Consider the following 22434-nt stretch of genomic DNA (forward strand, 5'->3'; position numbering starts at 1 on the left):
ACATCGTGATTTCGCGCTCGCGCAAGGAGTAAGCCGTGAACAATCTCGGCAAGAACATCGCCATCTGGCTGATCATCGGTCTGGTGCTGATGACCGTGTTCCAGCAGTTCACCAAGCAGCAGGATACCGCTGGGCAGGTGCCGTACTCGCAGTTCATGAAGGACGTGGAGACCAACCAGGTCACCGACGTCACCATCGAGGGCAATCTGCTGCGCGGCTACATCATCCGCGGGCAGCGCACCGACGGGCAGAAGTTCTCCACGCTGGCGCCGTTCGACTTCCGCATGGTCGATACGCTGATCAAGCACAACGTGAAGTTCGCCTCCAAGGCCGAGGAAGAACCCAGCATGCTGATGAATATCTTCATCAGCTGGTTCCCGATGATCCTGTTGATCGGCGTGTGGATCTTCTTTATGCGCCAGATGCAGGGCGGTGGCCGTGGCGGCGCGTTCAGCTTCGGCAAGAGCCGCGCCAAGATGCTGGACGAGAGCAACAACGCGGTGACCTTCGCCGACGTCGCCGGCTGCGACGAGGCCAAGGAGGAAGTCACCGAGATCGTCGATTACCTGCGCGATCCTTCCAAGTACCAGAGCCTGGGTGGCCGCATGCCGCGCGGCATCCTGATGGTCGGCTCGCCCGGCACCGGCAAGACGCTGCTGGCCAAGGCCATCGCCGGCGAAGCCAAGGTGCCGTTCTTCTCGATCTCCGGCTCGGACTTCGTCGAGATGTTCGTCGGCGTGGGCGCGGCCCGCGTGCGCGACATGTTCGAGAACGCCAAGAAGAACGCGCCCTGCATCATCTTCATCGACGAAATCGACGCGGTCGGCCGCCAGCGTGGCGCCGGCCTGGGCGGCGGCAACGACGAGCGCGAGCAGACGCTGAACCAGATGCTGGTGGAGATGGACGGCTTCGAGGGCAACTCGGGCATCATCGTCATCGCCGCCACCAACCGTCCCGACGTGCTCGACCCGGCGCTGCTGCGTCCGGGCCGCTTCGACCGCCAGGTGGTGGTGCCGCTGCCCGACATCCGCGGCCGCGAGCAGATTCTGGGCGTGCACATGCGCAAGGTGCCGATCTCCAACGACGTGGACGCCACCATCCTGGCGCGCGGCACCCCGGGCATGTCCGGCGCCGACCTCGCCAACCTGGTGAACGAGGCCGCGCTGTTTGCCGCGCGCCGCAACAAGCGCCTGGTGGACATGGACGACTTCGAGTCGGCCAAGGACAAGATCTACATGGGGCCGGAACGCCGCACCATGGTGATGACCGAGGACGAGCGCCGCGCCACCGCGTACCACGAGTCGGGCCACGCCGTGGTCGCCGAGCTGCTGGAAGGCACCGACCCGGTCCACAAGGTGACGATCATGCCGCGTGGCCGCGCGCTGGGCCTGACCTGGCAACTGCCGGAGCGCGACAAGTTCTCGCTGTACAAGGACCAGATGCTCAACGAGATCACCATCCTGTTCGGTGGTCGCGTGGCGGAAGACCTGTTCGTGCACCGCATCTCCACCGGCGCGTCGAACGACTTCGAGCGCGCCACCCGCATGGCGCGCGACATGGTCACGCGCTACGGCATGAGCGACAAGATGGGTCCGATGGTCTACGGCGAGAACGACGGCGAGGTGTTCCTCGGCCGCTCGGTTACCACGCACAAGAACGTGTCCGAGGCGACCATGCAGCAGGTCGACGCGGAAATCCGCCGCATCATCGACGAGCAGTACGCGCTGACGGTGAAGCTGCTGGAAGGCCATCGCGAGAAGGTCGAGAAGATGACCGCCGCGTTGATGGAATGGGAAACCATCGACCGCGACCAGGTGCGCGACATCATGGAGGGCCGCGATCCGCGCCCGCCGAAGTATCCGCCGCCGCCGCGTCCGCAGGCGCCTTCCGACCAGCCCAGCGGCGACGCGCCGAGCGCCACCACCACGCCGGCCACCGAAGGCTGATCGGTGGCCTGACCCCCAAGGCGGCCCTCGGGCCGCCTTTGCTTTTTCGAGACCAATCCATGCAAACCCTGCAATGCGGCCGCTTTGCGCTGCCGCTGTCCCGGCCGCTGGTCATGGGCATCATCAACGTCACCCCCGATTCGTTTTCCGATGGCGGGCGCTACGATTCGGTGGCGCGCGCCGTGGCCCACGCCGAGCGGCTGGTGGCCGACGGCGCGGACCTGCTCGACATCGGCGGCGAATCCACCCGGCCGGGCGCGGCGCTGGTGACCGAGGACGAGGAAACCCGGCGCGTGGTGCCGGTGCTGGCCGCGCTGCAATCGCTGAACGTGCCGTTGTCGGTGGATACCCGCCGCCCCGCGGTGATGCGTGCCGCGCTGGAGGTCGGCATCGATCTGATCAACGACGTATCGGCGCTGGAAGGGGAGGGCGCGCTGCCGCTGGTGGCCGCCTCGCCGGCGGCGGTATGCCTGATGCACAAGCAGGGCGAGCCGCAGACCATGCAGAGCGAGCCGCACTACGACGACGTGGTCGCCGAGGTGAGCGCCTACCTGGCGGCGCGGCGCGACGCGGCGCTGGCATGCGGCATCGCGCGCGAACGCATCGTGCTCGATCCCGGCTTCGGCTTCGGCAAGCTGCTGGAACACAATGCCGCGCTGTTCCGCGCGCTGCCCGACATCATCGCGCAACTCGGCTGCGCGATGCTGGTCGGCGTCTCGCGCAAGACCATGCTGGGCCAGATCACCGGCCGTCAGGTCGACGAACGCCTGGCCGCCAGCCTTGGCGCCGCCCTGGTGGCGGCCCAGGCGGGGGCCCACATCGTGCGGGTGCACGATGTTCGGGAAACAGTGGATGCATTCAAGGTGTGGGCCACCTTAAAATAGTCGCCAACCTTTCATTTACTTTGCATAGGAGTGGCGGGATTCATGACTCGCAAGTATTTCGGCACTGATGGTGTCCGTGGCCTGGTCGGCGAACACCCGATCACCCCTGACTTTGCCATGAAGCTGGGCTACGCCGCCGGGCGCGTGCTGGCCGCCTCGGAAAAGCGCCAGCGCGGTGAGCACGCCGCGGTGCTGATCGGCAAGGACACCCGCGTCTCCGGCTACATGCTGGAGGCCGCGCTGCAAGCCGGCCTGAACGCCGCCGGCGTCGATGTGCACCTCACCGGCCCGTTGCCCACGCCGGGCGTGGCCCACCTGACGCGGGCTTTGCGCCTCTCCGCCGGGGTGGTGATCTCCGCTTCGCACAATCCCTACTACGACAATGGCATCAAGTTCTTCGGCGCCGGCGGCAAGAAGTTGCAGGACGAAGTGGAGCTGGCCATCGAGGACGCCATCGACGATCCGCAACCGTGCGTGTCGTCCAAGCAGCTGGGCAAGTCGTGGCGCGTCAACGATGCCGACGGCCGCTACACCGAGTTCTGCAAATCCACCTTTCCCAACGAGCTGGACCTGCGCGGCCTGAAGCTGGTCATCGACTGCGCCCACGGCGCGACCTACCACGTGGCGCCGCAGGTGTTCCACGAGCTGGGCGCGGACATCATCACCATCGGCAATCAGCCGAATGGCTTCAACATCAACGAGGAATGCGGCGCCACCCATGTCGAGCTGCTGCGCAAGACCGTACTGGCGCAGGGCGCCGACTATGGCATCGCGCTGGATGGCGACGGCGACCGGCTGATCATGGTCGATGGCGACGGCACGGTGATCGACGGCGATCTGTTGATCTATGTGCTGGCGCAGTATCGCCAGGCGCGCGGCACGCTGGTCGGCGGTGGCGTGGTCGGCACCTTGATGACCAATCTGGGCGTCGAGAACGGCCTGAAGGCCCAGGGCATCGCCTTCGAACGCGCCAAGGTGGGCGACCGCTATGTGCTGGAGCGCTTGCAAGCGCGTGGCTGGATGCTGGGTGGCGAGGGTTCGGGCCACATCCTCAGCCTGGATCGCCATACCACCGGTGACGGCATCGTCTCTGCGTTGCAGGTGCTGGAGGCGATCATCGAGCAGGGCAAGACGCTGTCGGCGTTGACCCAGTCGCTGGTACTGTCCACCCAGGTGCTGAAGAACGTGCGCATCGCCAAGGGCTTCGACGCGATGGCGTCGGCGGCGATCAAGGAGTCGGTACAGCAGGCTGAAACCGCGATGGGTTCGTCCGGGCGGGTGTTGTTGCGTGCTTCGGGCACCGAACCGGTGATCCGGGTGATGGTCGAGCACGTCGATCGCGGCGTGGCCGACGATTGGGCGCAGCGCATCGCCAGCGTGGTGACCAGCGAGGCGGATACCGAATAGTCCACCGCTTGCCCGGGCAAAACGAAACGCCACCGCATGCGGTGGCGTTGTCGTTGGTGGCTCAGCCGGCGCAGCCGCAGTCGGCGTTGTCCAGCCCGCAACTTGCTGCGTCGCCGGCGGTGGCGTAGCCGTCGCGCTTCCACCAGTCGAGGCCGCCGATCAGTTCCTTCACCTTGAAGCCGAGTTGCGCCAGCCTGTAGGCGCCCTTGGTCGAGGCGTTGCAGCCGATGCCATCGCAATAGCTGACATAGAGCGCCTCGCGGTCCAGCGCGCCGGTGGTGGCCGTATCCATGGTGCGGTGGGGCAGGTTGACGGCGCCGGGGATGTGCTCCTGCGCGTAGGCGCTGGGCGAGCGGGCATCGATGACCACGATGCGCTCGCCGGCGCGGAGCGCCTCGGACAGATCCCAGGCGTCGATTTCGTAGGCGAGCTTGTCGGCGTAGTGCTGGAGTTGGGCGTTCATGGTGCGCTTGCGAGTGGTTGTCGAGCGCTCAATGTAAAGCCGGGGTGGCGGCGGCAGGCAGACACAGATTTCGTGCGAAGGGCCAGGACAGTTGGATGGCCGATAGGGAAACGGCCCCGCAGGGCCGTGTGTATCAGTGTCGATTCAGCCAGCCGACCACTTCGGCGCTGGTCGGCACCCGCCCGCAGCTGACGATGTACCCGTCCACTTCGATTTCCGGCGGCGCCGTCACGTGGGCGGCGCGGATGTGCGCGGCGTCGTGCACCATTTCCAGCTCGACCTGGGCACCCATGGCGCTCAAGGTTTGCCGCAGGACGACTTCGGCGCGATGGCAGACCTTGGTGTTGGGTCCGTAGAGCGTGACTTTCATGCTGCCCTCCTCGGTGCGTATCGCATTGTTCACCATACGCCCGGCCGGGAGATGCCGCACCTTCCGCCGACGACCGAACGGGGTCGGGACACCAGGTTCGGGTTTTGCAAACGGACAGGGCACCGCCGTGGCGATGCCCTGTCCGGATGCGGCGGCTCGGCTCAGCCGAACTTGCCGGTGATGTAGTCTTCGGTGGCCTTCTTCTTCGGCGTGGTGAAGATGCTGTCGGTGGGGCCGACCTCGATCAGCTCGCCCAGGTACATGTAGGCGGTGTAGTCGGACACGCGCGCCGCCTGCTGCATGTTGTGGGTGACGATGGCGATGGTGTAGTCCTGCTTCAGCTCGTGCACCAGTTCCTCGATGTGCGCGGTGGAGATCGGGTCCAGCGCCGAGGTCGGCTCGTCCAGCAGCAGCACTTCCGGCTTGACCGACACCGCGCGCGCGATGCACAGGCGTTGTTGCTGGCCGCCGGACAGGCCCAGGCCCGACTGCTTGAGCTTGTCCTTCACCTCGCCCCACAGCGCTGCCTTCTGCAACGCCCATTCCACCCGGTCGTCCATGTCGGACTTGTTGAGGTTTTCGTAGAGCTTCACGCCGAAGGCGATGTTGTCGTAGATCGACATCGGGAACGGCGTCGGCTTCTGGAACACCATGCCCACCTTGGCGCGCAGCATGTTCAGGTCCACGCCGGAATCGAGGATGTTGCGGCCGTTCATGTTGATCTCGCCCTCGGCGCGCAGCTTGGGATAGAGGTCGTACATGCGGTTGAAGGTGCGCAGCAGGGTGGACTTGCCGCAACCGGACGGGCCGATGAAGGCGGTGACCTTGCCCTCGTCGATGTCCAGGTTGATCTGCTTGAGCGCGTGGAAATTGCCGTAGTAGAAGTTCAGGTTGCGAACGGCGATCTTCGGCTGCTTGTTTTCTGCGGTCATTGCTGGGTCTCGGTAGCGGGTTCGGGGCCGATCAGTTCTGCGACGGGTTGCGCACCAGGGTGCGCGCCAGGATGTTGATGCCGAGGACGAAGACGCCGATCAGCAGCGAGCCGGCCCAGGCCAGCGCGTGCCAGTCTTCGTACGGGCTCATCGCGTATTGGAAGATCACCACCGGCAGGTTGGCCATCGGCTGGTTCATGTTGGAGAAGAACTGGTTGTTCAGCGAGGTGAACAGCAGTGGTGCGGTTTCGCCGGAAATGCGCGCCACCGCCAGCAGCACGCCGGTGACGACGCCGGCCTTGGCCGCGCGCAGCGACACCAGCAGCACCATCTTCCATTGCGGCGCGCCCAGCGCGTAGGCCGCTTCGCGCATCGCGTTGGGCACCAGGCGCAGCATGTTCTCGGTGGTGCGCACCACCACCGGGATCACCAGCAGCGACAGCGCGAACGCGCCGGCCCAGCCGGAGAAGTGTCCCACCTGGCGCACGTACACCTCGTAGATGAACAGGCCGATCACGATCGATGGCGCGGACAGCAGGATGTCGTTGATGAAGCGGGTGGTGGGCGCCAGCCAGCCGCGATGGCCGAATTCGGCCAGGTAGGTGCCGGCCAGGATGCCGATCGGCGTGCCGATCAGCGTGCCCATCCCGGCCATCGCCAGGCTGCCGACGATGGCGTTGGACAAGCCGCCATGGCTGCCCGGCGCGGGCGTTTCCAGGTACAGCAGCGCGGGGGTGAGGCCGCCCAGGCCGTTCTTCAGCAGGGTGTAGAGAATCCACAGCAGCCAGAACAGGCCGAAGGCCATCGCCAGCAGCGACAGGGCCAGGCTGATGTAGTTGACTAAGCGACGACGGAAATAAAGGTTCATGGTCTGAGAGCCTGTTCAAGATCTTTTCGCGACAGCGTTCGGGGCAGTGCCGGTGTGCAGCAAGGCGCAGGACGCGCGGCGGTATGGATACCGTGAGCGGCGTGCAACGCCGTCGCGTGCCGGCAATGCCCCGAACCCCTCGGGCCGGGCCGGAAAAAGGTCATCCACTGCGTTGTACTCCTTGGAAATAACCGGTTATTACCTGCGTCGCACGCCTTGCGCCTGACCTTTTTCCGGCCTGGCGCTGCCGTGAAAAGATCTTGAACAGGCTCTGAGCTCCGTTCAGGAATTGGCGCCTTCGTTGCGCTGCAACCTGAGCAGCAACAGCTTGGAGAGCGAGAGCACGATGAAGGTGATGACGAATAGCAGCAGGCCCAGCTCGATCAGCGCGCCGGTGTGCAGCTCGCCGGTGGCTTCGGTGAATTCGTTGGCCAGCGTGGCGGCGATCGAGGTGGCCGGGTCGAACAGCGACTCGATCGAACGCTGCGCATTGCCGATGACGAAGGTGACCGCCATCGTTTCGCCCAGCGCGCGGCCCAGACCCAGCATCACGCCGCCGATCACGCCGTTCTTGGTGTACGGCAGCACCACGTTCCACACCACCTCCCAGGTGGTGCAGCCCAGGCCGTAGGCCGATTCCTTGAGCATGGCCGGTACCACCTCGAACACGTCGCGCATCACCGAGGCGATGAAGGGAATCACCATGATCGACAGGATCAGGCCGGCGGTGAACATGCCGATGCCCATCGGCGGGCCCTGGAACAGCGGGCCCAGCAGCGGGATGCCCTCGGTCCAGCCGGAGAGCTTGGGCTGGATGTTGTCGGCGAACCAGGGAGCGAAGATGAACAGGCCCCACATGCCATAGATGATCGACGGCACGCCGGCCAGCAGCTCGATCGCCATGCCCAGCGGGCGGCGCAGCCATACCGGCGACAGTTCGGTCAGGAAGATGGCGATGCCGAAGCTGACCGGCACGCCGATCAGCAACGCGATGAACGAGGAGAGCAGGGTGCCGACGATGGAGTTCAGGCCGCCGAACTGCTCGGTCACCGGGTTCCATTCCCCGTTGAGCAGGAAGTGGAAGCCGAATGCCTTGAGTGCCGGCATGGCGCCCCAGATCAGCGAGGCAATGATGCCGGCCAGCAGGACCAGCACCAGGAAAGCGAAAAAGCGGGTGGAACCGCGGAAGATCTGATCTTGGGTTTTCTGCGCGCTGAGGCGCTGTTCTTGCGATGTCATTCATCGTCTCCGGATTCATCTCTGGGGGCCGGGCGGCCCGCAAGCGTGTGCGCGGCAGCATACACCGTGGCGGGCGTGCTGAGAGCCCATGGAGCCGGCCCGATCCGGCGCTTCCGGCCAGTGCGGCGCTGTCGCGTTCGCGTGGTCGGGCACGTGCCGATCATGGCGGTTCCTAGCGCAACAGGAGCCGCGTGGGCTCCTGTCGCAAACCGCTGCCAACCGGGGTATCGGTCGGCCGCGGTCGATTGCCTTACTTCCAGACCGGGCTGTTGCCGGAATCGGTGATCTGCTTCCACGACGCGCGGATGGTGTCCTTCACGTTGGCGGGCATCGGCACGTAGTCCATGTCCAGCGCGACCTTGTCGCCTTCCTTGTAGGCCCAGTCGAAGAACTTCAGCGCTTCGGTGGCCTGGGTCGGCTTGTCCTGCTTCTTGTGCATCAGGATGAAGGTGGCGCCGGTGATGGGCCAGGCATCCTTGCCGGCCTGATCGGTCAGCACCACGGCGAAGCCGGGGGTGGCGGCCCAGTCGGCGGACGCGGCGGCGGCCTTGAACGAGGCGTCGTCCGGGTTCACGAAGGAGCCGGCCTTGTTCTGCAACTGGGTGTGGGTCATCTTGTTCTGCTTGGCGTAGGCGTATTCGACATAGCCGATGCCGCCCTTGATGCGCTGCACGTACTGCGCCACGCCTTCGTTGCCCTTGCCGCCCACGCCGGTGGGCCATTGCACGGAGGCTTCGTTGCCGACCTTGCTCTTCCAGTCGGCGGAAACCTTCGACAGGTAGTTGGTGAAGATCCAGGTGGTGCCCGAGCCGTCGGCGCGGTGGACCACGGTGATGGCCTGGTCGGGCAGGGTCACGCCCGGGTTGGCCTTGGCCAGCGCCGGATCGTTCCACTTCTTGATCTTGCCCAGGAAGATGTCGGCCAGCAGCGTCGGGGTCAGCTTCAGGCTGCCCGGCTTGATGCCCTGGACATTGATGACCGGCACCACGCCGCCCATCACGGTCGGGAACTGGGTCAGGCCACCCTTATTCAGTTCCTCGGCGGTCAGCGGCTTGTCGGAAGCGCCGAAATCGACGGTCTTGGCCTGGATCTGCTTGATACCGCCACCGGAGCCGATCGACTGATAGTTGAGGCCGTTGCCGGTCTTGCCCTTGTATTGTTCAGCCCACTTCGCATACAGCGGGTAGGGGAAAGTCGCACCGGCGCCGGTGATGTCGGCGGCGTTAGCATGGGCGACGGTCAGGCCGGCGGTCGTGCCGATGATCACGAGCAGATTGCGCGCGAACGTCATGGTCGGGTTCTCCAAGTATGAAAGGCGGTCGGTTGACACGCTGCGCATGCTATCGGCGGTGTGTTTCCGAAATATTACAAGTGCCCGGTTTTGCAACCGGGCTGAAATCTTCCGGCCGCCGGGCGGCGGGCCGCGGTTTGACGGAGGAATAGCGTGAGCCTAGAATCCACAGCTTTTGCGAACAGGATGCCTGCACGGATGCCCAAGCAAACCGTCATCGGCAACTGGAAGATGCATGGCAGCATCGGGCAGATCCGCTCGGTGGTGCCGGAGCTGTTGCGGGCCGGGCTGGGAGCCAATGTCGCGCTATGCGTGGCCTATCCCTACCTGGCGCTCGCCAAGTCGATGCTGAGCGAGGCCGAATCGGCGATCCAGCTGGGCGCGCAGGATGTCTGCGAATACCATATCGGCGCGTATACCGGCGAAGTCTCGGCCGGCATGCTGGCCGACGTGGGCTGCGAGATGGTGATCGTCGGCCACTCCGAGCGGCGCCGTTTTTTCGGCGAGACCAGCGAGACCGCAGCGCGCAAGGTGCGGGCGACGCTCGATGCCGGCTTGCTGCCGGTGTACTGCGTCGGCGAGACGTTGCAGCAGCGCGATCAAGGCATCGCGCGCGACATCATCGCAGAGGAATTGCAGGTGCTGGCCGGCGTGCCGACCAGCCTGTACGCGGTGGCTTACGAGCCGTCGTGGGCGGTGGGGACCGGGATCGTGGCCACGCCCGAGCAGATCGCCGAGATGCATGCCTTCATCAAGCAGACACTCGATGTGCGTACACGGGTGCTGTATGGCGGTAGCGTCAAGGGTGGCAATGCGGCCCAGGTGCTGTCCGTGGACGGTGTCGACGGCGTGCTGGTCGGGGGCGCGGCACTATCTGCAACCGAGTTTCTTGAGATATGTCATGAGGCCGGCTAAGGCTCTGTGGCATTGCAATAACCCCTTTACGGCGCTAGAATGCGCGCCTGTCTGAAGAGAGAAGATGGAACTGATTCATAGCCTCGTTTTGGTCCTCAATGTGGTGTCCGCCCTGGCGGTCATCGTGTTGGTCCTGATGCAGCACGGCAAGGGTGCGGACATGGGCGCTGCCTTCGGTAGCGGTTCTGCCGGTAGCCTTTTCGGTTCGTCGGGTTCGGCCAACTTCCTGAGTCGCTCCACGGCTGTCTGTGCCACGCTGTTCTTCGCAACCTGCCTCGCCCTGGTGCTCATCACGTCGCCGCGGCAATCCGCCTCCCTCGGTGTCATGGGCGATGTCAAGCAGGATGCCGCGGTTCAGCAACCGGCGTCGGCGCCCGCCCAGAGCAAGATTCCCGAATAAGCTCATCCTCGCTGTTCAGATTGCAAACAAAGCCGACATGGTGAAATTGGTAGACACGCTATCTTGAGGGGGTAGTGGCTGCGGCCGTGTGAGTTCGAGTCTCACTGTCGGCACCATATTCAAAAAACGCCGGGTTTGCCCGGCGTTTTTGCGACCAATAAACATAACAATAACTTTCAGTAGTTTTCCTGTCGTTGTCATAGAAACTGTCGGGGATCCGAATGCTGCAGAACTACTTCCCCATCCTACTGTTCCTGGTGGTGGGTATCCTGGTCGGCGTGCTGCCGATGTTGCTTGGCTGGGGGGTGGGCAAAGTGCTCGGTACCAACCGGCCCGACGCGGCAAAACTCTCCCCTTACGAGTGTGGCTTCGAAGCCTTCGAAGATGCGCGCATGCAGTTCGACGTGCGCTATTACCTCGTCGCCATCCTCTTCATCCTTTTTGATCTCGAAGTGGCCTTCCTGGTGCCTTGGGCCGTGGTGCTCGACGACATCGGCATGTTCGGGTTCGTGTCCATGATGATTTTCCTCGCGGTTCTCGTGGTCGGGTTTGTGTACGAGTGGATGAAGGGCGCGCTGGAGTGGGAATGATGGAAGCTCAAAGCCTCGAAAAAGGATTTATCACCACCACGGTCGATACCGTGGTCAATTGGACCCGTACCGGTTCGCTGTGGCCCATGACCTTTGGTCTGGCCTGTTGCGCGGTCGAGATGATGCACGCGGGCGCCGCGCGCTATGACCTCGACCGATTCGGCATCGTGTTCCGTCCCAGCCCGCGTCAGTCCGACCTGATGATCGTTGCCGGCACGCTGTGCAACAAGATGGCGCCGGCGCTGCGCAAGGTCTACGACCAGATGCCCGAGCCGCGCTGGGTGTTGTCGATGGGCTCCTGTGCCAACGGTGGTGGCTATTACCACTACTCGTATTCGGTGGTGCGCGGCTGCGATCGCATCGTCCCGGTGGACGTTTATGTCCCGGGCTGCCCGCCGACCGCCGAGGCGCTGCTCTACGGCCTGATCCAGTTGCAGAACAAGATCAAGCGCACCAACACCATCGCTCGTGGCAAGACGCTTGCCGCGGCGCGCGCGTGAGGTAGTCGTTCATGGCAATCACGCTCAATACCCTCGTCGATCAATTGCGCGCCACGCTGCCCGAGGCGGCCATCGGCTCGCTCAAGGTGGCGCTGGACGAAGTCACCGTCGAGATCCCCGCGGCCGAGTGGCCCGCGGCTTCGCTGATCCTGCGCGACCAGCTTGGTTTCGAAGCCTGTGTCGATGTCTGTGGCGTCGACTACAGCGCCTACCAGGACGGCCTGTGGGAAGGCCCGCGCTTCGCCGCCGTCTACCAGTTGCTGTCCTACGCCCACAACGTGCGCCTGCGGGTGCGCGTCTACTGTCCGGACGACGATTTCCCGGTGATCGCCTCGATGGTCGACGTCTGGCCGGGCCTGAACTGGTACGAGCGCGAGGCGTTCGACCTGTTCGGCATCGTGTTCGAAGGCCACCCGGACCTGCGCCGCATCCTCACCGACTACGGTTTCGTCGGCCACCCGTTCCGCAAGGACTTTCCGGTTTCCGGCTATGTCGAGATGCGCTACGACCCCGAGCAGGGTCGGGTGATCTACCAACCCGTGACCATCGAACCGCGCGAAGTCACACCGCGCATCATTCGCGAGGAGAACTACGGTGGCCGCTGAAATCCGTAACTACACGCTGAACTTCGGTCCGCAGCACCCGGCCGCGCACGGTGTGCTGCGCCTGGTGCTCGAACTCGACGGCGAAGTGGTCGAGCGCGCCGACCCACACATCGGTCTGCTGCACCGTGCCACCGAAAAGCTGGCCGAGACCAAGACCTTCATCCAGTCGCTGCCGTACATGGACCGCCTCGACTACGTGTCGATGATGGCCAACGAGCACGCCTACGTGATGGCGATCGAGAAGCTGGCCGGCATCCAGGTGCCGATCCGCGCGCAGTACATCCGCGTGATGTTCGACGAGATCACCCGCATCCTGAACCACCTGCTGTGGATCGGTTCGCACGGCCTCGACTGCGGCGCGATGACCATCTTCCTGTACGCCTTCCGCGAACGCGAAGACCTGATGGATTGCTACGAGGCGGTATCCGGCGCGCGCATGCACGCCGCCTACTACCGCCCGGGCGGGGTCTACCGCGACCTGCCGGACACCATGCCGCAGTACCAGGCGTCCAAGGTGCGCAACGCCGCCGCGATCAAGAAGCTGAACAGCAACCGCGAAGGCTCGCTGCTCGACTTCATCGAAGATTTCACCAACCGTTTCCCGACCTACGTCGACGAATACGAAACCCTGCTCACCGACAACCGCATCTGGAAGCAGCGTACCGTCGGCATCGGCGTGCTGACGCCGGAGCGCGCCAAGGCCCTGGGCCTGACCGGCGCCATGCTGCGCGGCTCTGGCGTGGAATGGGATCTGCGCAAGAAGCAGCCGTACGAAGTGTACGACCGCCTGGACTTCGATATCCCGGTCGGCAAGAACGGCGACTGCTACGACCGCTACCTGGTGCGCGTGGAAGAGATGCGCCAGTCCAACCGCATCATCAAGCAGTGCGTGGACTGGCTGCGCAAGAACCCCGGCCCGGTCATTGTCGACGACCACAAGGTGGCGCCGCCTTCGCGTCTGGACATGAAGTCCAACATGGAAGAGCTGATCCACCACTTCAAGCTGTTTACCGAAGGGATGCACGTACCCGCCGGCGAGACCTACGCCGCCATCGAGCATCCCAAGGGCGAATTCGGCATCTACATGGTGGCCGACGGCGCCAACAAGCCTTACCGCCTGAAGATCCGCGCCCCCGGTTTCGCGCATCTGGCCGCCCTCGACGAGATGGCGCGCGGCCACATGCTGGCCGACGTGGTGGCGATCATCGGCACGCAGGACATCGTATTTGGGGAGATCGACCGCTAATGCTTACCCCGGAATCCCTCGCGCAAATCGACCGGGAACTGACCAAGTACCCGGCCGACCAGCGTCGCAGCGCCACCATGAGCGCCCTGCGCATCGCGCAGGTCGAGCATCGCTGGCTGAGCAACGAACTGATCGAGTTCGTCGCCAACTACATCGGCATCCCGCCGGTGGCCGCCTACGAGGTCGCCACCTTCTACAACATGTTCGACCGCAAGCCGGTCGGCCGTCACAAGCTCACCGTCTGTACCAATCTGCCCTGTGCGTTGTCGGGCGGCGCGGACGCCGGCAAGTACCTGCAGCAGAAGCTGGGGATCGGCTACGGCGAGACCACCGCCGACGGCCGCTTCACCCTGATGGAAGGGGAGTGCATGGGCGCGTGCGGCTATGCCCCGGTGATGCTGGTGAACAACCACAGCATGTGCAATCACATGACGCCGGAAGCGATCGACAAGAAACTGGCGGAGCTCGAATAACATGACCGTATATGTGAAGGGCGTCGTGTTCGAGGGCGTCGATTTCGACGATCCGAACAGCTGGAAGCTGGACGCATACGTGGCGCGCGGCGGTTACGCGGCGCTGAAGAAGATCCTGCAGACCGGCATGACGCAGGACGAGATCATCGCCGAGATGAAGACCTCCAGCCTGCGCGGCCGTGGTGGCGCGGGCTTCCCCACCGGCCTGAAGTGGTCGTTCATGCCGCGCAATTTTCCGGGCCAGAAGTATCTGGTCTGCAATACCGACGAGGGCGAGCCGGGCACCTTCAAGGACCTGGACATCATCGTCAACAACCCGCACGCGCTGATCGAAGGCATGATCATCGGCGGGTTCGCGATGGGTATCACCGTCGGGTACAACTACATCCACGGCGAGGTGTTCGAAGCCTATGAGCGCTTCGAGGCCGCGCTGGAAGAAGCGCGCGCCGCCGGCTTCCTCGGCGACAACATCCTCGGCACCGATTTCTGCTTCCAGCTGCACGGGCACCATGGTTACGGCGCCTACATCTGCGGCGAGGAAACCGCGCTGCTGGAATCGCTGGAAGGCAAGAAGGGCCAGCCGCGCTTCAAGCCGCCGTTCCCGGCGAGCTTCGGCCTGTACGGCAAGCCGACCACCATCAACAACACCGAGACGTTCGCCTCCGTACCGTACATCATCCGCGAGGGCGGCCAGAAATTCCTTGAGCTGGGTAAACCGAACAACGGCGGCACCAAGCTGTTCTCGATCTCCGGCCACGTCAATCGTCCCGGCAACTACGAGATCCCGCTCGGCACCCCGTTCAGCGAACTGCTGGAAATGGCCGGCGGCATGCGCGGCGGCAGGAAGCTGAAGGCGGTGATCCCGGGCGGTTCGTCCGCGCCGGTGCTGCCGGCCGACATCATGATGGACTGCACCATGGATTACGACGCCATCGCCAAGGCCGGCTCCATGCTGGGCTCGGGCGCGGTGATCGTCATGGACGAGAGCGTCTGCATGGTCAAGGCGCTGGAGCGCCTGTCGTACTTCTATTTCGAAGAATCGTGCGGCCAGTGCACGCCTTGCCGCGAAGGCACCGGCTGGCTCTACCGCGTGGTCCATCGCATCGAACACGGTCAGGGCCGTCCGGAAGACCTGGACCTGCTGTTGTCGGTGGGGGCCAATATCGCCGGTCGCACCATCTGTGCGCTGGGCGATGCCGCGGTGATGCCGGTCCAGGGGATGCTCAAGCATTTCCGCGCCGAATTCGAACACCACATCGAACACAAGAACTGCCTGGTTCGCGGCTACTAAGCCGCGGAAGGTGGTTCCTGGGTTCGTCGAAGACTTTGCAATTGGGATCGAATCGATATGCTCGAAATCGAAATCGACGGTAAGAAACTGACAGTGCCGGGTGGCAGCACGGTGATGGACGCGGCGAATTCCGTCGGCGTGCACATCCCGCATTTCTGCTACCACAAGAAACTGTCGATCGCGGCCAACTGCCGCATGTGCCTGGTCCAGGTGGAAAAAGCGCCCAAGCCGCTGCCCGCCTGTGCCACGCCGGTGACCGACGGCATGAAGGTCTACACGCACTCCGACATGGCCGTGAAGGCGCAGAAGGGCGTGATGGAATTCCTGCTGATCAACCACCCGCTGGATTGCCCGATCTGCGACCAGGGCGGTGAATGCCAGTTGCAGGATCTGGCGGTCGGCTACGGCCAATCGTCGTCGCGCTACGAAGAAGAAAAGCGCGTGGTGCCGAACAAGAACCTCGGCCCGCTGATCTCCACCGACATGACCCGCTGCATCCATTGCAGCCGTTGCGTGCGTTTCACCGAGGAAATCGCCGGCTACCAGGAGCTGGGCATGCCCGGCCGCGGCGAGCACACCGAGGTGATGAGCTTCATCGGCAAGACGGTGAATTCGGAAATCTCCGGCAACGTCATCGACCTGTGCCCGGTGGGCGCGCTGACCAGCAAGCCGTTCCGCTACAGCGCCCGTACCTGGGAATTGTCGCGCCGCAAGAGCGTCAGCCCGCACGACGGCCTCGGCGCCAATCTGGTGGTGCAGGTCAAGGATCACCGCGTCAAGCGCGTGCTGCCGCTGGAGAACGAAGCCATCAACGAATGCTGGCTGGCCGACCGTGACCGCTTCAGCTACGAGGCGCTCAACAGCGAGGAACGCCTGACCAAGCCGCTGATCAAGCAAGGCGGCGTGTGGCAGGAAGCCGACTGGCAGAGCGCGCTGGAATACGTGGCCAACGGCCTGAAGGACATCGTCGATGCGCATGGCGCCGGCAGCATCGCCGGCGTGGCCACCGAGCACGCCACCGTCGAAGAGCTGTACCTGCTCAAGCAACTGTTCGCCGGGCTGGGCAGCCACAACGTGGAAACCCGCCTGCGCGCGGCCGATCACGGTCTGAAGACCGCCGGCGCCACCTGGCTGGGCCAATCCATCGTCGACGTGGCGACCGCGGAGGCGGTGCTGGTGATCGGCTCCACCCTGCGCAAGGAACAACCGCTGCTGGCGCAACGCCTGCGCCAGGGCGTGAAGAAGGGCCTCAAGCTGTCGGTGGTGAACCCGCATGCCGACGACCTGCTGACCGCGCTGGCCGGCCAGGTGGTGGTGCGTCCCGACCAGCTGGTCGAAGGCGTGCTGGCCGTGGTCAAGGCCGTGGTCGACGCCAAGGGCGTTGCCGCACCGGCGCAGATCGACCTGAGCGGCGTCGAAGCCGACGACGCGGCACGTGCCATCGCCGCTTCGTTCGCCGACAAGGAAAAGACCGCCATCGTGCTGGGCAACGTCGCGCAACAGAACCCGCGCTACGCCGAGTTGTACGCCGCCGCCGCCGCGCTGGCCGAACTGACCGGTGCCAAGCTGGGCGTGCTCGGCGCGGCCGCCAACTCGGTCGGTGCGCAACTGGTTGGCGCCACCGGCGCCGGCAACGTGTTCGCCGAGCCGAAGAAGGCCTATGTGCTGCTGAACACCGAAGTGGAATTCGACGTTGGGGACAGCCTCCAGGCACTGCGCGCGGTGCAAGGCGCCGCGATGGTGGTGGCGTTGTCGTCGTTCGGCAGCTGCGCGCTGGAACACGCCGACGTGATCCTGCCGGTGTCGCCGTTCTCCGAGACCTCGGGCACCTTCGTCAACATGGAAGGCAAGGCGCAGAGCTTCAACGGCGTGGTGCGTCCGCTGGGCGAAACCCGTCCCGCCTGGAAGGTGTTCCGCGTGCTGGGCAACCTGCTGGGCCTGGAAAACTTCAACTTCAACAGCTCGGAAGAAGTGCGCGACATCGCGCTGGCGGGCGATCTGGCCGCCAAACTCTCCAATGCGCTGGCCGCGCCGGTCGCCGTCAAGGCGCAGGCCGCCTCGGGCGTGGTGCGCCTGGGCGAAGTGCCGATCTACCAGGCCGACCTGCTGACCCGCCGTGCGCCTTCGTTGCAGGCCACCGTGGATGGCGCTGCCCCGCAACTGAAAGCCAATGCCGCTACCCTGGCCAGGCTGGGCCTGTCCATCGGTGGTCAGGCGCTGGTCAAGCAAGGGCAGGGCGATGCGCAACTGGCGGTCGAGCTGGACAACGGCCTGGCCGACGACGTGGTGCGCGTCCCCGCTAACCACCCGCTGACCCGTGCACTGGGCGCCTTTGTCGGCCCGGTCGACGTGACCCAGGCATAAGGACGAGACCAAGATGGAACTGTTGCAAAGCTATCTCGGCACCGAGCTGGGTTACGTGGTCTGGACGCTGCTCAAGATCGTCTGCATCGTCGCGCCGCTGATGGGCGCGGTCGCCTACCTCACGCTGGCCGAACGCAAGGTGATCGGCTTCATGCAGATCCGGATCGGCCCGAACCGCGTGGGCCCGTTCGGCCTGCTGCAACCGGTGGCCGACGGCGTGAAGCTGCTGCTCAAGGAGATCATCTCCCCCAGCGCGGCCAGCGGCGGCCTGTTCTTCCTGGCGCCGGTGTGGGTGCTGGTGCCCGCGCTGGCCGCGTGGGCGGTGGTGCCGTTCTACCCCGGCTTCGTGCTGGCGGATGTGAACGTCGGCCTGCTGTACGTGATGGCCATCACCTCGATGGGCGTCTACGGCGTGATCCTGGCCGGCTGGGCCTCCAACTCCAAGTACGCTTTCCTGGGCGCGATGCGCGCCGCGGCGCAGGTGATCTCCTACGAACTGGCGATGGGCTTCGCGCTGGTCGGCGTGATCATGGTGAGCGGCTCGCTCAACCTGTCCGACATCGTGAACCAGCAGGGGCACGGCATCGGCGGCGGATCGATCCTGTCGTGGAACCTGATTCCGCTGCTGCCGCTGTTCGTGGTGTATTTCATCGCCGGCGTGGCGGAAACCAACCGCGCCCCGTTCGACGTGACCGAAGGCGAATCGGAAATCGTCGCCGGCCACATGATCGAATACTCGGGCATGAGCTTCGCGCTGTTCTTCCTGGCCGAATACGCCAACATGATCCTGGTGTCGGCGCTGGCTTCCACGCTGTTCCTGGGCGGCTGGCTGTCGCCGTTCCCGGCGAGCTGGGCCTTCATCGGCGCGCCCAGCTTCATCTGGTGGGTGCTCAAGGTCGGCTTCCTGCTGTTCTGCTTCCTGTGGTTCCGCGCCACATTCCCGCGTTACCGCTATGACCAGTTGATGCGCCTGGGCTGGAAGATCTTCATCCCCGTCACCCTGGTGTGGATCGTCTTGATCGGCGCGTGGATGCAGACCCCGCTGTCGCTGTGGAAGTAAGGAACCGCCACATGGAACGAATCAATCATTTCTTCAAGACCTTCCTGCTCGTCGAGCTGGTGAAGGGCCTGATGCTGACCGGGCGCCATTTCTTCCAGCGCAAGATCACCGTGCAATTCCCGGAAGAGAAGACGCCGCTGAGCCCGCGCTTCCGCGGCCTGCACGCGCAACGCCGCTACGCCAACGGCGAGGAGCGCTGCATCGCGTGCAAGCTGTGCGAGGCGGTGTGCCCGGCGATGGCGATCACCATCGAGTCCGACCAGCGCGATGACGGCACCCGCCGCACCACGCGCTACGACATCGACCTGACCAAGTGCATCTTCTGCGGTTTCTGCGAGGAAGCCTGTCCCGTCGACGCCATCGTCGAGACCCACATCCTCGAATACCACGGCGAGAAGCGCGGCGACCTGTACTACACCAAGCCGATGCTGCTGGCGGTGGGGGACAAGTACGAAGCCGAGATCGCGGCGCGCAAGGCCGCCGATGCCCAGTATCGCTAACCGCCAACGGATGAAGTCATGACCGAAGTGCTTTTCTATGTCTTTGCCGCGGTACTGCTGATCGCCGGGCTGTTGGTCATCACGGCCAAGAACCCGGTGCACGCCGCGCTCTACCTGGTGTTGTCGTTCTTCACCGCAGCCATGCTGTGGATGCTGATGAAGGCCGAGTTCCTCGCCGTGTCGCTGGTGGTGGTCTACGTCGGCGCGGTGATGGTGCTGTTCCTGTTCGTGGTGATGATGCTGGACATCAACTTCGAGGAACTGCGCAAGGGCTTCTGGAAGTTCGTGCCGCTGGCCGCTCTGGTGGCCGCGATCATGGCGGCCGAGATGGTGGCGATCCTGCTGCACCCGGCCGCGCAGATCCCCGGTGCGCAACTGGTCGAGCCGCCCCCGGGCTACAGCAACGTGCACGAGCTGGGTCGCCAGATCTACACCACGTACTTCCTGCCGTTCCAACTGGCCGCCGCGCTGCTGCTGGTGGGCATGGTGGCCGCCATCGCGCTGACGCTGCGCAAGCGCAAGAACAGCAAGTACCTGAACCCGGCCGACCAGATCAAGGTGAAGCGCAACGACCGCGTGCGCATGGTCAAGATGTCGGCCGAAGCCAAGCCCACCTTCGAGCAACCGAAGGCGGACGGCGAGTCGCAGAGCTGAGAGAGAAGATACCGTGCTGACACTCAATCATTACCTGGTGCTGGCGGCGATCCTGTTCGCGATCTCCGTGTTCGGCATCTTCATGAACCGCAAGAACCTGATCGTGCTGCTGATGGCGATCGAGCTGATGCTGCTCGCGGTCAACATGAACTTCATCGCTTTCTCGCAGTTCCTCGGCGATTCGGCCGGCCAGATCTTCGTGTTCTTCATCCTGACCGTCGCGGCTGCGGAATCCGCCATCGGCCTGGCGATTCTGGTCGTGCTGTTCCGTAACCTGCGCTCGATCAACGTCAAAGACCTCGATCACCTCAAGGGTTAACCGGAAAATCTACGGGTATACGCAATGGACATGAAAACAATCTACCTGCTGATTCCGCTCGCCCCGCTGTTCGGCGCGATCATCGCAGGTCTCTTCGGCTGGGCCATCGGCCGGCGCGCGGCGCACTGCGTCACCATCGGCGGCGTCGCGGTCTCGTTCGCGCTGTCCGCCTACGTGCTGAACCACCTGCTGTCCGGTGGCGAGGCGTTCAACGGCACGGTCTACACCTGGCTGACCATCAATGGCGTCGACTTCAACGTCGGCTTCCTGGTGGACAAGCTCACCGCGATGATGATGTGCGTGGTCACCTTCGTCTCGCTGATGGTGCACATCTACACCATCGGCTACATGCAGGAAGACCCGGGCTACCAGCGCTTCTTCAGCTACATCTCGCTGTTCACCTTCTCGATGCTGATGCTGGTGATGGCGAACAACTTCGTGCAGCTGTTCTTCGGCTGGGAAGCGGTGGGCCTGGTGTCCTACCTGCTGATCGGCTTCTGGTTCAAGCGCCCGACTGCCACCTTCGCCAACCTCAAGGCGTTCCTGGTCAACCGCGTCGGCGACTTCGGCTTCCTGCTCGGCATCGGCCTGGTGCTGGCCTACTTCGGCAGCCTGGACTACGCCACCGTGTTCGCCAAGGCGCCGGAGCTGAAGGACACCACCATCACGCTGATGACCGGCCATACCTGGTCGCTGATGGCCGTGACCTGCATCCTGCTGTTCGTCGGCGCCATGGGTAAGTCGGCGCAATTCCCGCTGCACGTGTGGCTGCCCGACTCGATGGAAGGCCCGACTCCGATCTCGGCGCTGATCCACGCCGCGACCATGGTCACCGCCGGCATCTTCATGGTGGCGCGCATGTCGCCGATGTTCGAACTGTCGGATACCGCGCTCAACTTCGTGCTGGTGATCGGCGCCATCACCGCGCTGTTCATGGGCTTCCTCGGCATCATCCAGAACGACATCAAGCGCGTGGTCGCGTACTCGACGCTGTCGCAGCTCGGCTACATGACCGTGGCGCTGGGCGTGTCGGCCTACTCGGTCGCCGCCTTCCACCTGATGACCCACGCGTTCTTCAAGGCGCTGCTGTTCCTCGGCGCTGGCTCGGTGATCATCGGCATGCACCACGACCAGGACATCCGCAACATGGGCGGCCTGCGCAAGTACATGCCCATCACCTGGATCACCTCGCTGCTGGGCTCGCTGGCGCTGATCGGCACGCCGTTCTTCGCCGGCTTCTACTCCAAGGATTCGATCATCGAGGCCGTGGAGTTCTCCACCCTGCCGGGCGCCGGCTTCGCGCACTTCGCCGTGCTGGCGGGCGTGTTCGTCACCGCGTTCTATTCCTTCCGCATGTACTTCCTGGTGTTCCACGGCAAGGAACGCTGGATGGAGAAGGGCCATCACGATCATCACCATGACGATCATGGCGACGATCATCACCATGGCCTGGGCCCGAACGACAAGCCGCACGAGTCGCCGTGGGTGGTGACGCTGCCGCTGATCCTGCTGGCCATCCCCTCGGTGGTGATCGGCTATCTGGCGATCGAGCCGATGCTGTACGGCGGCTTCTTCGACGGCGTGATCAGCGTGAACCACGAATCGCACCGCGCGATGGAAATGATGAAGGAAGAGTTCCACGGCCCGCTGGCCATGGTGACCCATGCCTTCAGCACGCTGCCGCTGTACCTCGCCATCGCCGGCGTGGCCGCCGCCTACGTGTTCTACCTGGTGAAACCGTCCATCCCGGCCGCCATCGACCGCTTCTTCAGCGCCATTGGCGTGCGCAAGGTGCTGGAAGAGAAGTACTACATGGATCACCTGTACATCAACGGCTTCGCCGCTGCCGGCCGTGCCGTGGGCACCGTGCTGTGGAAGGTGGGCGACGCGCTGCTGATCGACGGTCTGATCGTGAACGGCGCGGCCAAGCTGGTCGGCTTCGTCTCCAGTGCCGTGCGTCGGGTGCAGACCGGTTACATCTACCACTACGCCTTCGCCATGATCATCGGCGCCCTGGGCTTCATCACCGTGTGGCTGGGCGCCAGACTGGGCTGGTTCGGCCCCGAGGTGTTCCAGTGGGTGGTGGGTCTTCTGTATCCGCAAGCCTGATCGCGGCA

Annotated in this window: 23 protein-coding genes and 1 tRNA gene; 18 read left to right on the forward strand and 6 right to left on the reverse strand. The window is 64.3% G+C overall.

Annotated elements, in window-relative coordinates; genetic code table 11:
- Positions 1-35: 35 nt before the first annotated feature.
- The 3 genes from ftsH to glmM are packed head-to-tail and all read left to right on the forward strand — an operon-like array spanning position 36 to position 4237.
- On the forward strand, positions 36-1946 hold the full coding sequence (gene ftsH, locus C556_RS0113335; protein ID WP_018748757.1) for an ATP-dependent zinc metalloprotease FtsH: 1911 nt from the start codon (positions 36-38) through the stop codon (positions 1944-1946).
- 59 nt (positions 1947-2005) lie between these two features.
- Complete coding sequence (gene folP / locus C556_RS0113340) at positions 2006-2830, forward strand: dihydropteroate synthase (RefSeq protein WP_018748758.1); 825 nt, start codon at positions 2006-2008, stop codon at positions 2828-2830.
- Between the two features lie 42 nt (positions 2831-2872).
- Positions 2873-4237 (forward strand): phosphoglucosamine mutase, encoded by a 1365-nt coding sequence (gene glmM / locus C556_RS0113345; RefSeq protein ID WP_018748759.1) that lies wholly within the window; start codon positions 2873-2875, stop codon positions 4235-4237.
- Between the two features lie 61 nt (positions 4238-4298).
- On the opposite strand, the gene C556_RS0113350 is transcribed toward glmM, so the two are convergent.
- The 6 genes from C556_RS0113350 to pstS form a co-directional block, all read right to left on the reverse strand.
- On the reverse strand, positions 4299-4700 hold the full coding sequence (locus C556_RS0113350; RefSeq protein WP_018748760.1) for a rhodanese-like domain-containing protein: 402 nt from the start codon (positions 4698-4700) through the stop codon (positions 4299-4301).
- Positions 4701-4833: 133 nt separating this feature from the next.
- The gene (locus C556_RS20405; RefSeq protein ID WP_018748761.1) at positions 4834-5070 is read right to left on the reverse strand and encodes a thioredoxin family protein; all 237 of its coding nucleotides are present in this window, start codon (positions 5068-5070) and stop codon (positions 4834-4836) included.
- A 161-nt stretch (positions 5071-5231) separates the two neighbouring features.
- The gene (gene pstB, locus C556_RS0113365; protein WP_018748762.1) at positions 5232-6002 is read right to left on the reverse strand and encodes a phosphate ABC transporter ATP-binding protein PstB; all 771 of its coding nucleotides are present in this window, start codon (positions 6000-6002) and stop codon (positions 5232-5234) included.
- A gap of 31 nt (positions 6003-6033) precedes the next feature.
- Complete coding sequence (pstA, locus tag C556_RS20410; RefSeq protein ID WP_018748763.1) at positions 6034-6870, reverse strand: phosphate ABC transporter permease PstA; 837 nt, start codon at positions 6868-6870, stop codon at positions 6034-6036.
- 282 nt (positions 6871-7152) lie between these two features.
- Complete coding sequence (gene pstC / locus C556_RS0113375) at positions 7153-8109, reverse strand: phosphate ABC transporter permease subunit PstC (RefSeq protein WP_018748764.1); 957 nt, start codon at positions 8107-8109, stop codon at positions 7153-7155.
- Positions 8110-8359: 250 nt separating this feature from the next.
- Positions 8360-9400, reverse strand: a complete 1041-nt coding sequence (gene pstS, locus C556_RS0113380) for a phosphate ABC transporter substrate-binding protein PstS (RefSeq protein ID WP_018748765.1) — start codon at positions 9398-9400, stop codon at positions 8360-8362.
- A gap of 198 nt (positions 9401-9598) precedes the next feature.
- Between pstS and tpiA the strand changes: the two genes are divergently transcribed.
- The 15 genes from tpiA to nuoL all read left to right on the forward strand — a co-directional run bounded on the left by tpiA (position 9599) and on the right by nuoL (position 22426).
- Positions 9599-10315, forward strand: coding sequence for a triose-phosphate isomerase (gene tpiA / locus C556_RS0113385; RefSeq protein ID WP_018748766.1), 717 nt, complete (start codon positions 9599-9601; stop codon positions 10313-10315).
- Between the two features lie 64 nt (positions 10316-10379).
- A complete protein-coding gene (gene secG, locus C556_RS0113390; RefSeq protein WP_018748767.1) occupies positions 10380-10715 on the forward strand; it encodes a preprotein translocase subunit SecG in 336 nt (111 codons plus the stop codon).
- 31 nt (positions 10716-10746) lie between these two features.
- Positions 10747-10831: transfer RNA gene (locus C556_RS0113395), tRNA-Leu, on the forward strand.
- Positions 10832-10936: 105 nt separating this feature from the next.
- Entirely contained in the window at positions 10937-11305 is a 369-nt protein-coding gene (locus C556_RS0113400) for an NADH-quinone oxidoreductase subunit A (RefSeq protein WP_018748768.1), read from the forward strand.
- Positions 11302-11805: a NuoB/complex I 20 kDa subunit family protein gene (locus tag C556_RS0113405; protein ID WP_026263084.1), complete on the forward strand. Its 504-nt coding sequence runs from the start codon at positions 11302-11304 to the stop codon at positions 11803-11805. Before C556_RS0113400 ends, C556_RS0113405 begins: the two co-directional genes overlap by 4 nt.
- Positions 11806-11816: 11 nt before the next feature.
- Positions 11817-12410, forward strand: coding sequence for an NADH-quinone oxidoreductase subunit C (locus C556_RS0113410; protein ID WP_018748770.1), 594 nt, complete (start codon positions 11817-11819; stop codon positions 12408-12410).
- Positions 12400-13656, forward strand: coding sequence for an NADH-quinone oxidoreductase subunit D (locus tag C556_RS0113415; protein WP_018748771.1), 1257 nt, complete (start codon positions 12400-12402; stop codon positions 13654-13656). Before C556_RS0113410 ends, C556_RS0113415 begins: the two co-directional genes overlap by 11 nt.
- Positions 13656-14129, forward strand: a complete 474-nt coding sequence (gene nuoE, locus C556_RS0113420) for an NADH-quinone oxidoreductase subunit NuoE (RefSeq protein ID WP_018748772.1) — start codon at positions 13656-13658, stop codon at positions 14127-14129. Before C556_RS0113415 ends, nuoE begins: the two co-directional genes overlap by 1 nt.
- Position 14130: 1 nt before the next feature.
- Positions 14131-15420 (forward strand): NADH-quinone oxidoreductase subunit NuoF, encoded by a 1290-nt coding sequence (gene nuoF / locus C556_RS0113425; RefSeq protein WP_018748773.1) that lies wholly within the window; start codon positions 14131-14133, stop codon positions 15418-15420.
- A gap of 57 nt (positions 15421-15477) precedes the next feature.
- A complete protein-coding gene (gene nuoG, locus C556_RS0113430) occupies positions 15478-17784 on the forward strand; it encodes an NADH-quinone oxidoreductase subunit NuoG (protein WP_018748774.1) in 2307 nt (768 codons plus the stop codon).
- A 13-nt stretch (positions 17785-17797) separates the two neighbouring features.
- Complete coding sequence (gene nuoH, locus C556_RS0113435) at positions 17798-18844, forward strand: NADH-quinone oxidoreductase subunit NuoH (RefSeq protein WP_018748775.1); 1047 nt, start codon at positions 17798-17800, stop codon at positions 18842-18844.
- An 11-nt stretch (positions 18845-18855) separates the two neighbouring features.
- Positions 18856-19344: an NADH-quinone oxidoreductase subunit NuoI gene (gene nuoI, locus C556_RS0113440; protein WP_018748776.1), complete on the forward strand. Its 489-nt coding sequence runs from the start codon at positions 18856-18858 to the stop codon at positions 19342-19344.
- Positions 19345-19362: 18 nt separating this feature from the next.
- Positions 19363-19998 (forward strand): NADH-quinone oxidoreductase subunit J, encoded by a 636-nt coding sequence (locus C556_RS0113445; RefSeq protein ID WP_018748777.1) that lies wholly within the window; start codon positions 19363-19365, stop codon positions 19996-19998.
- A gap of 13 nt (positions 19999-20011) precedes the next feature.
- On the forward strand, positions 20012-20317 hold the full coding sequence (gene nuoK / locus C556_RS0113450; RefSeq protein WP_018748778.1) for an NADH-quinone oxidoreductase subunit NuoK: 306 nt from the start codon (positions 20012-20014) through the stop codon (positions 20315-20317).
- 24 nt (positions 20318-20341) lie between these two features.
- Positions 20342-22426, forward strand: coding sequence for an NADH-quinone oxidoreductase subunit L (gene nuoL / locus C556_RS0113455; RefSeq protein WP_018748779.1), 2085 nt, complete (start codon positions 20342-20344; stop codon positions 22424-22426).
- Positions 22427-22434 lie beyond the last annotated feature (8 nt).

This window comes from Chitiniphilus shinanonensis DSM 23277 (assembly GCF_000374805.1).
GTDB lineage: Bacteria > Pseudomonadota > Gammaproteobacteria > Burkholderiales > Chitinibacteraceae > Chitiniphilus > Chitiniphilus shinanonensis.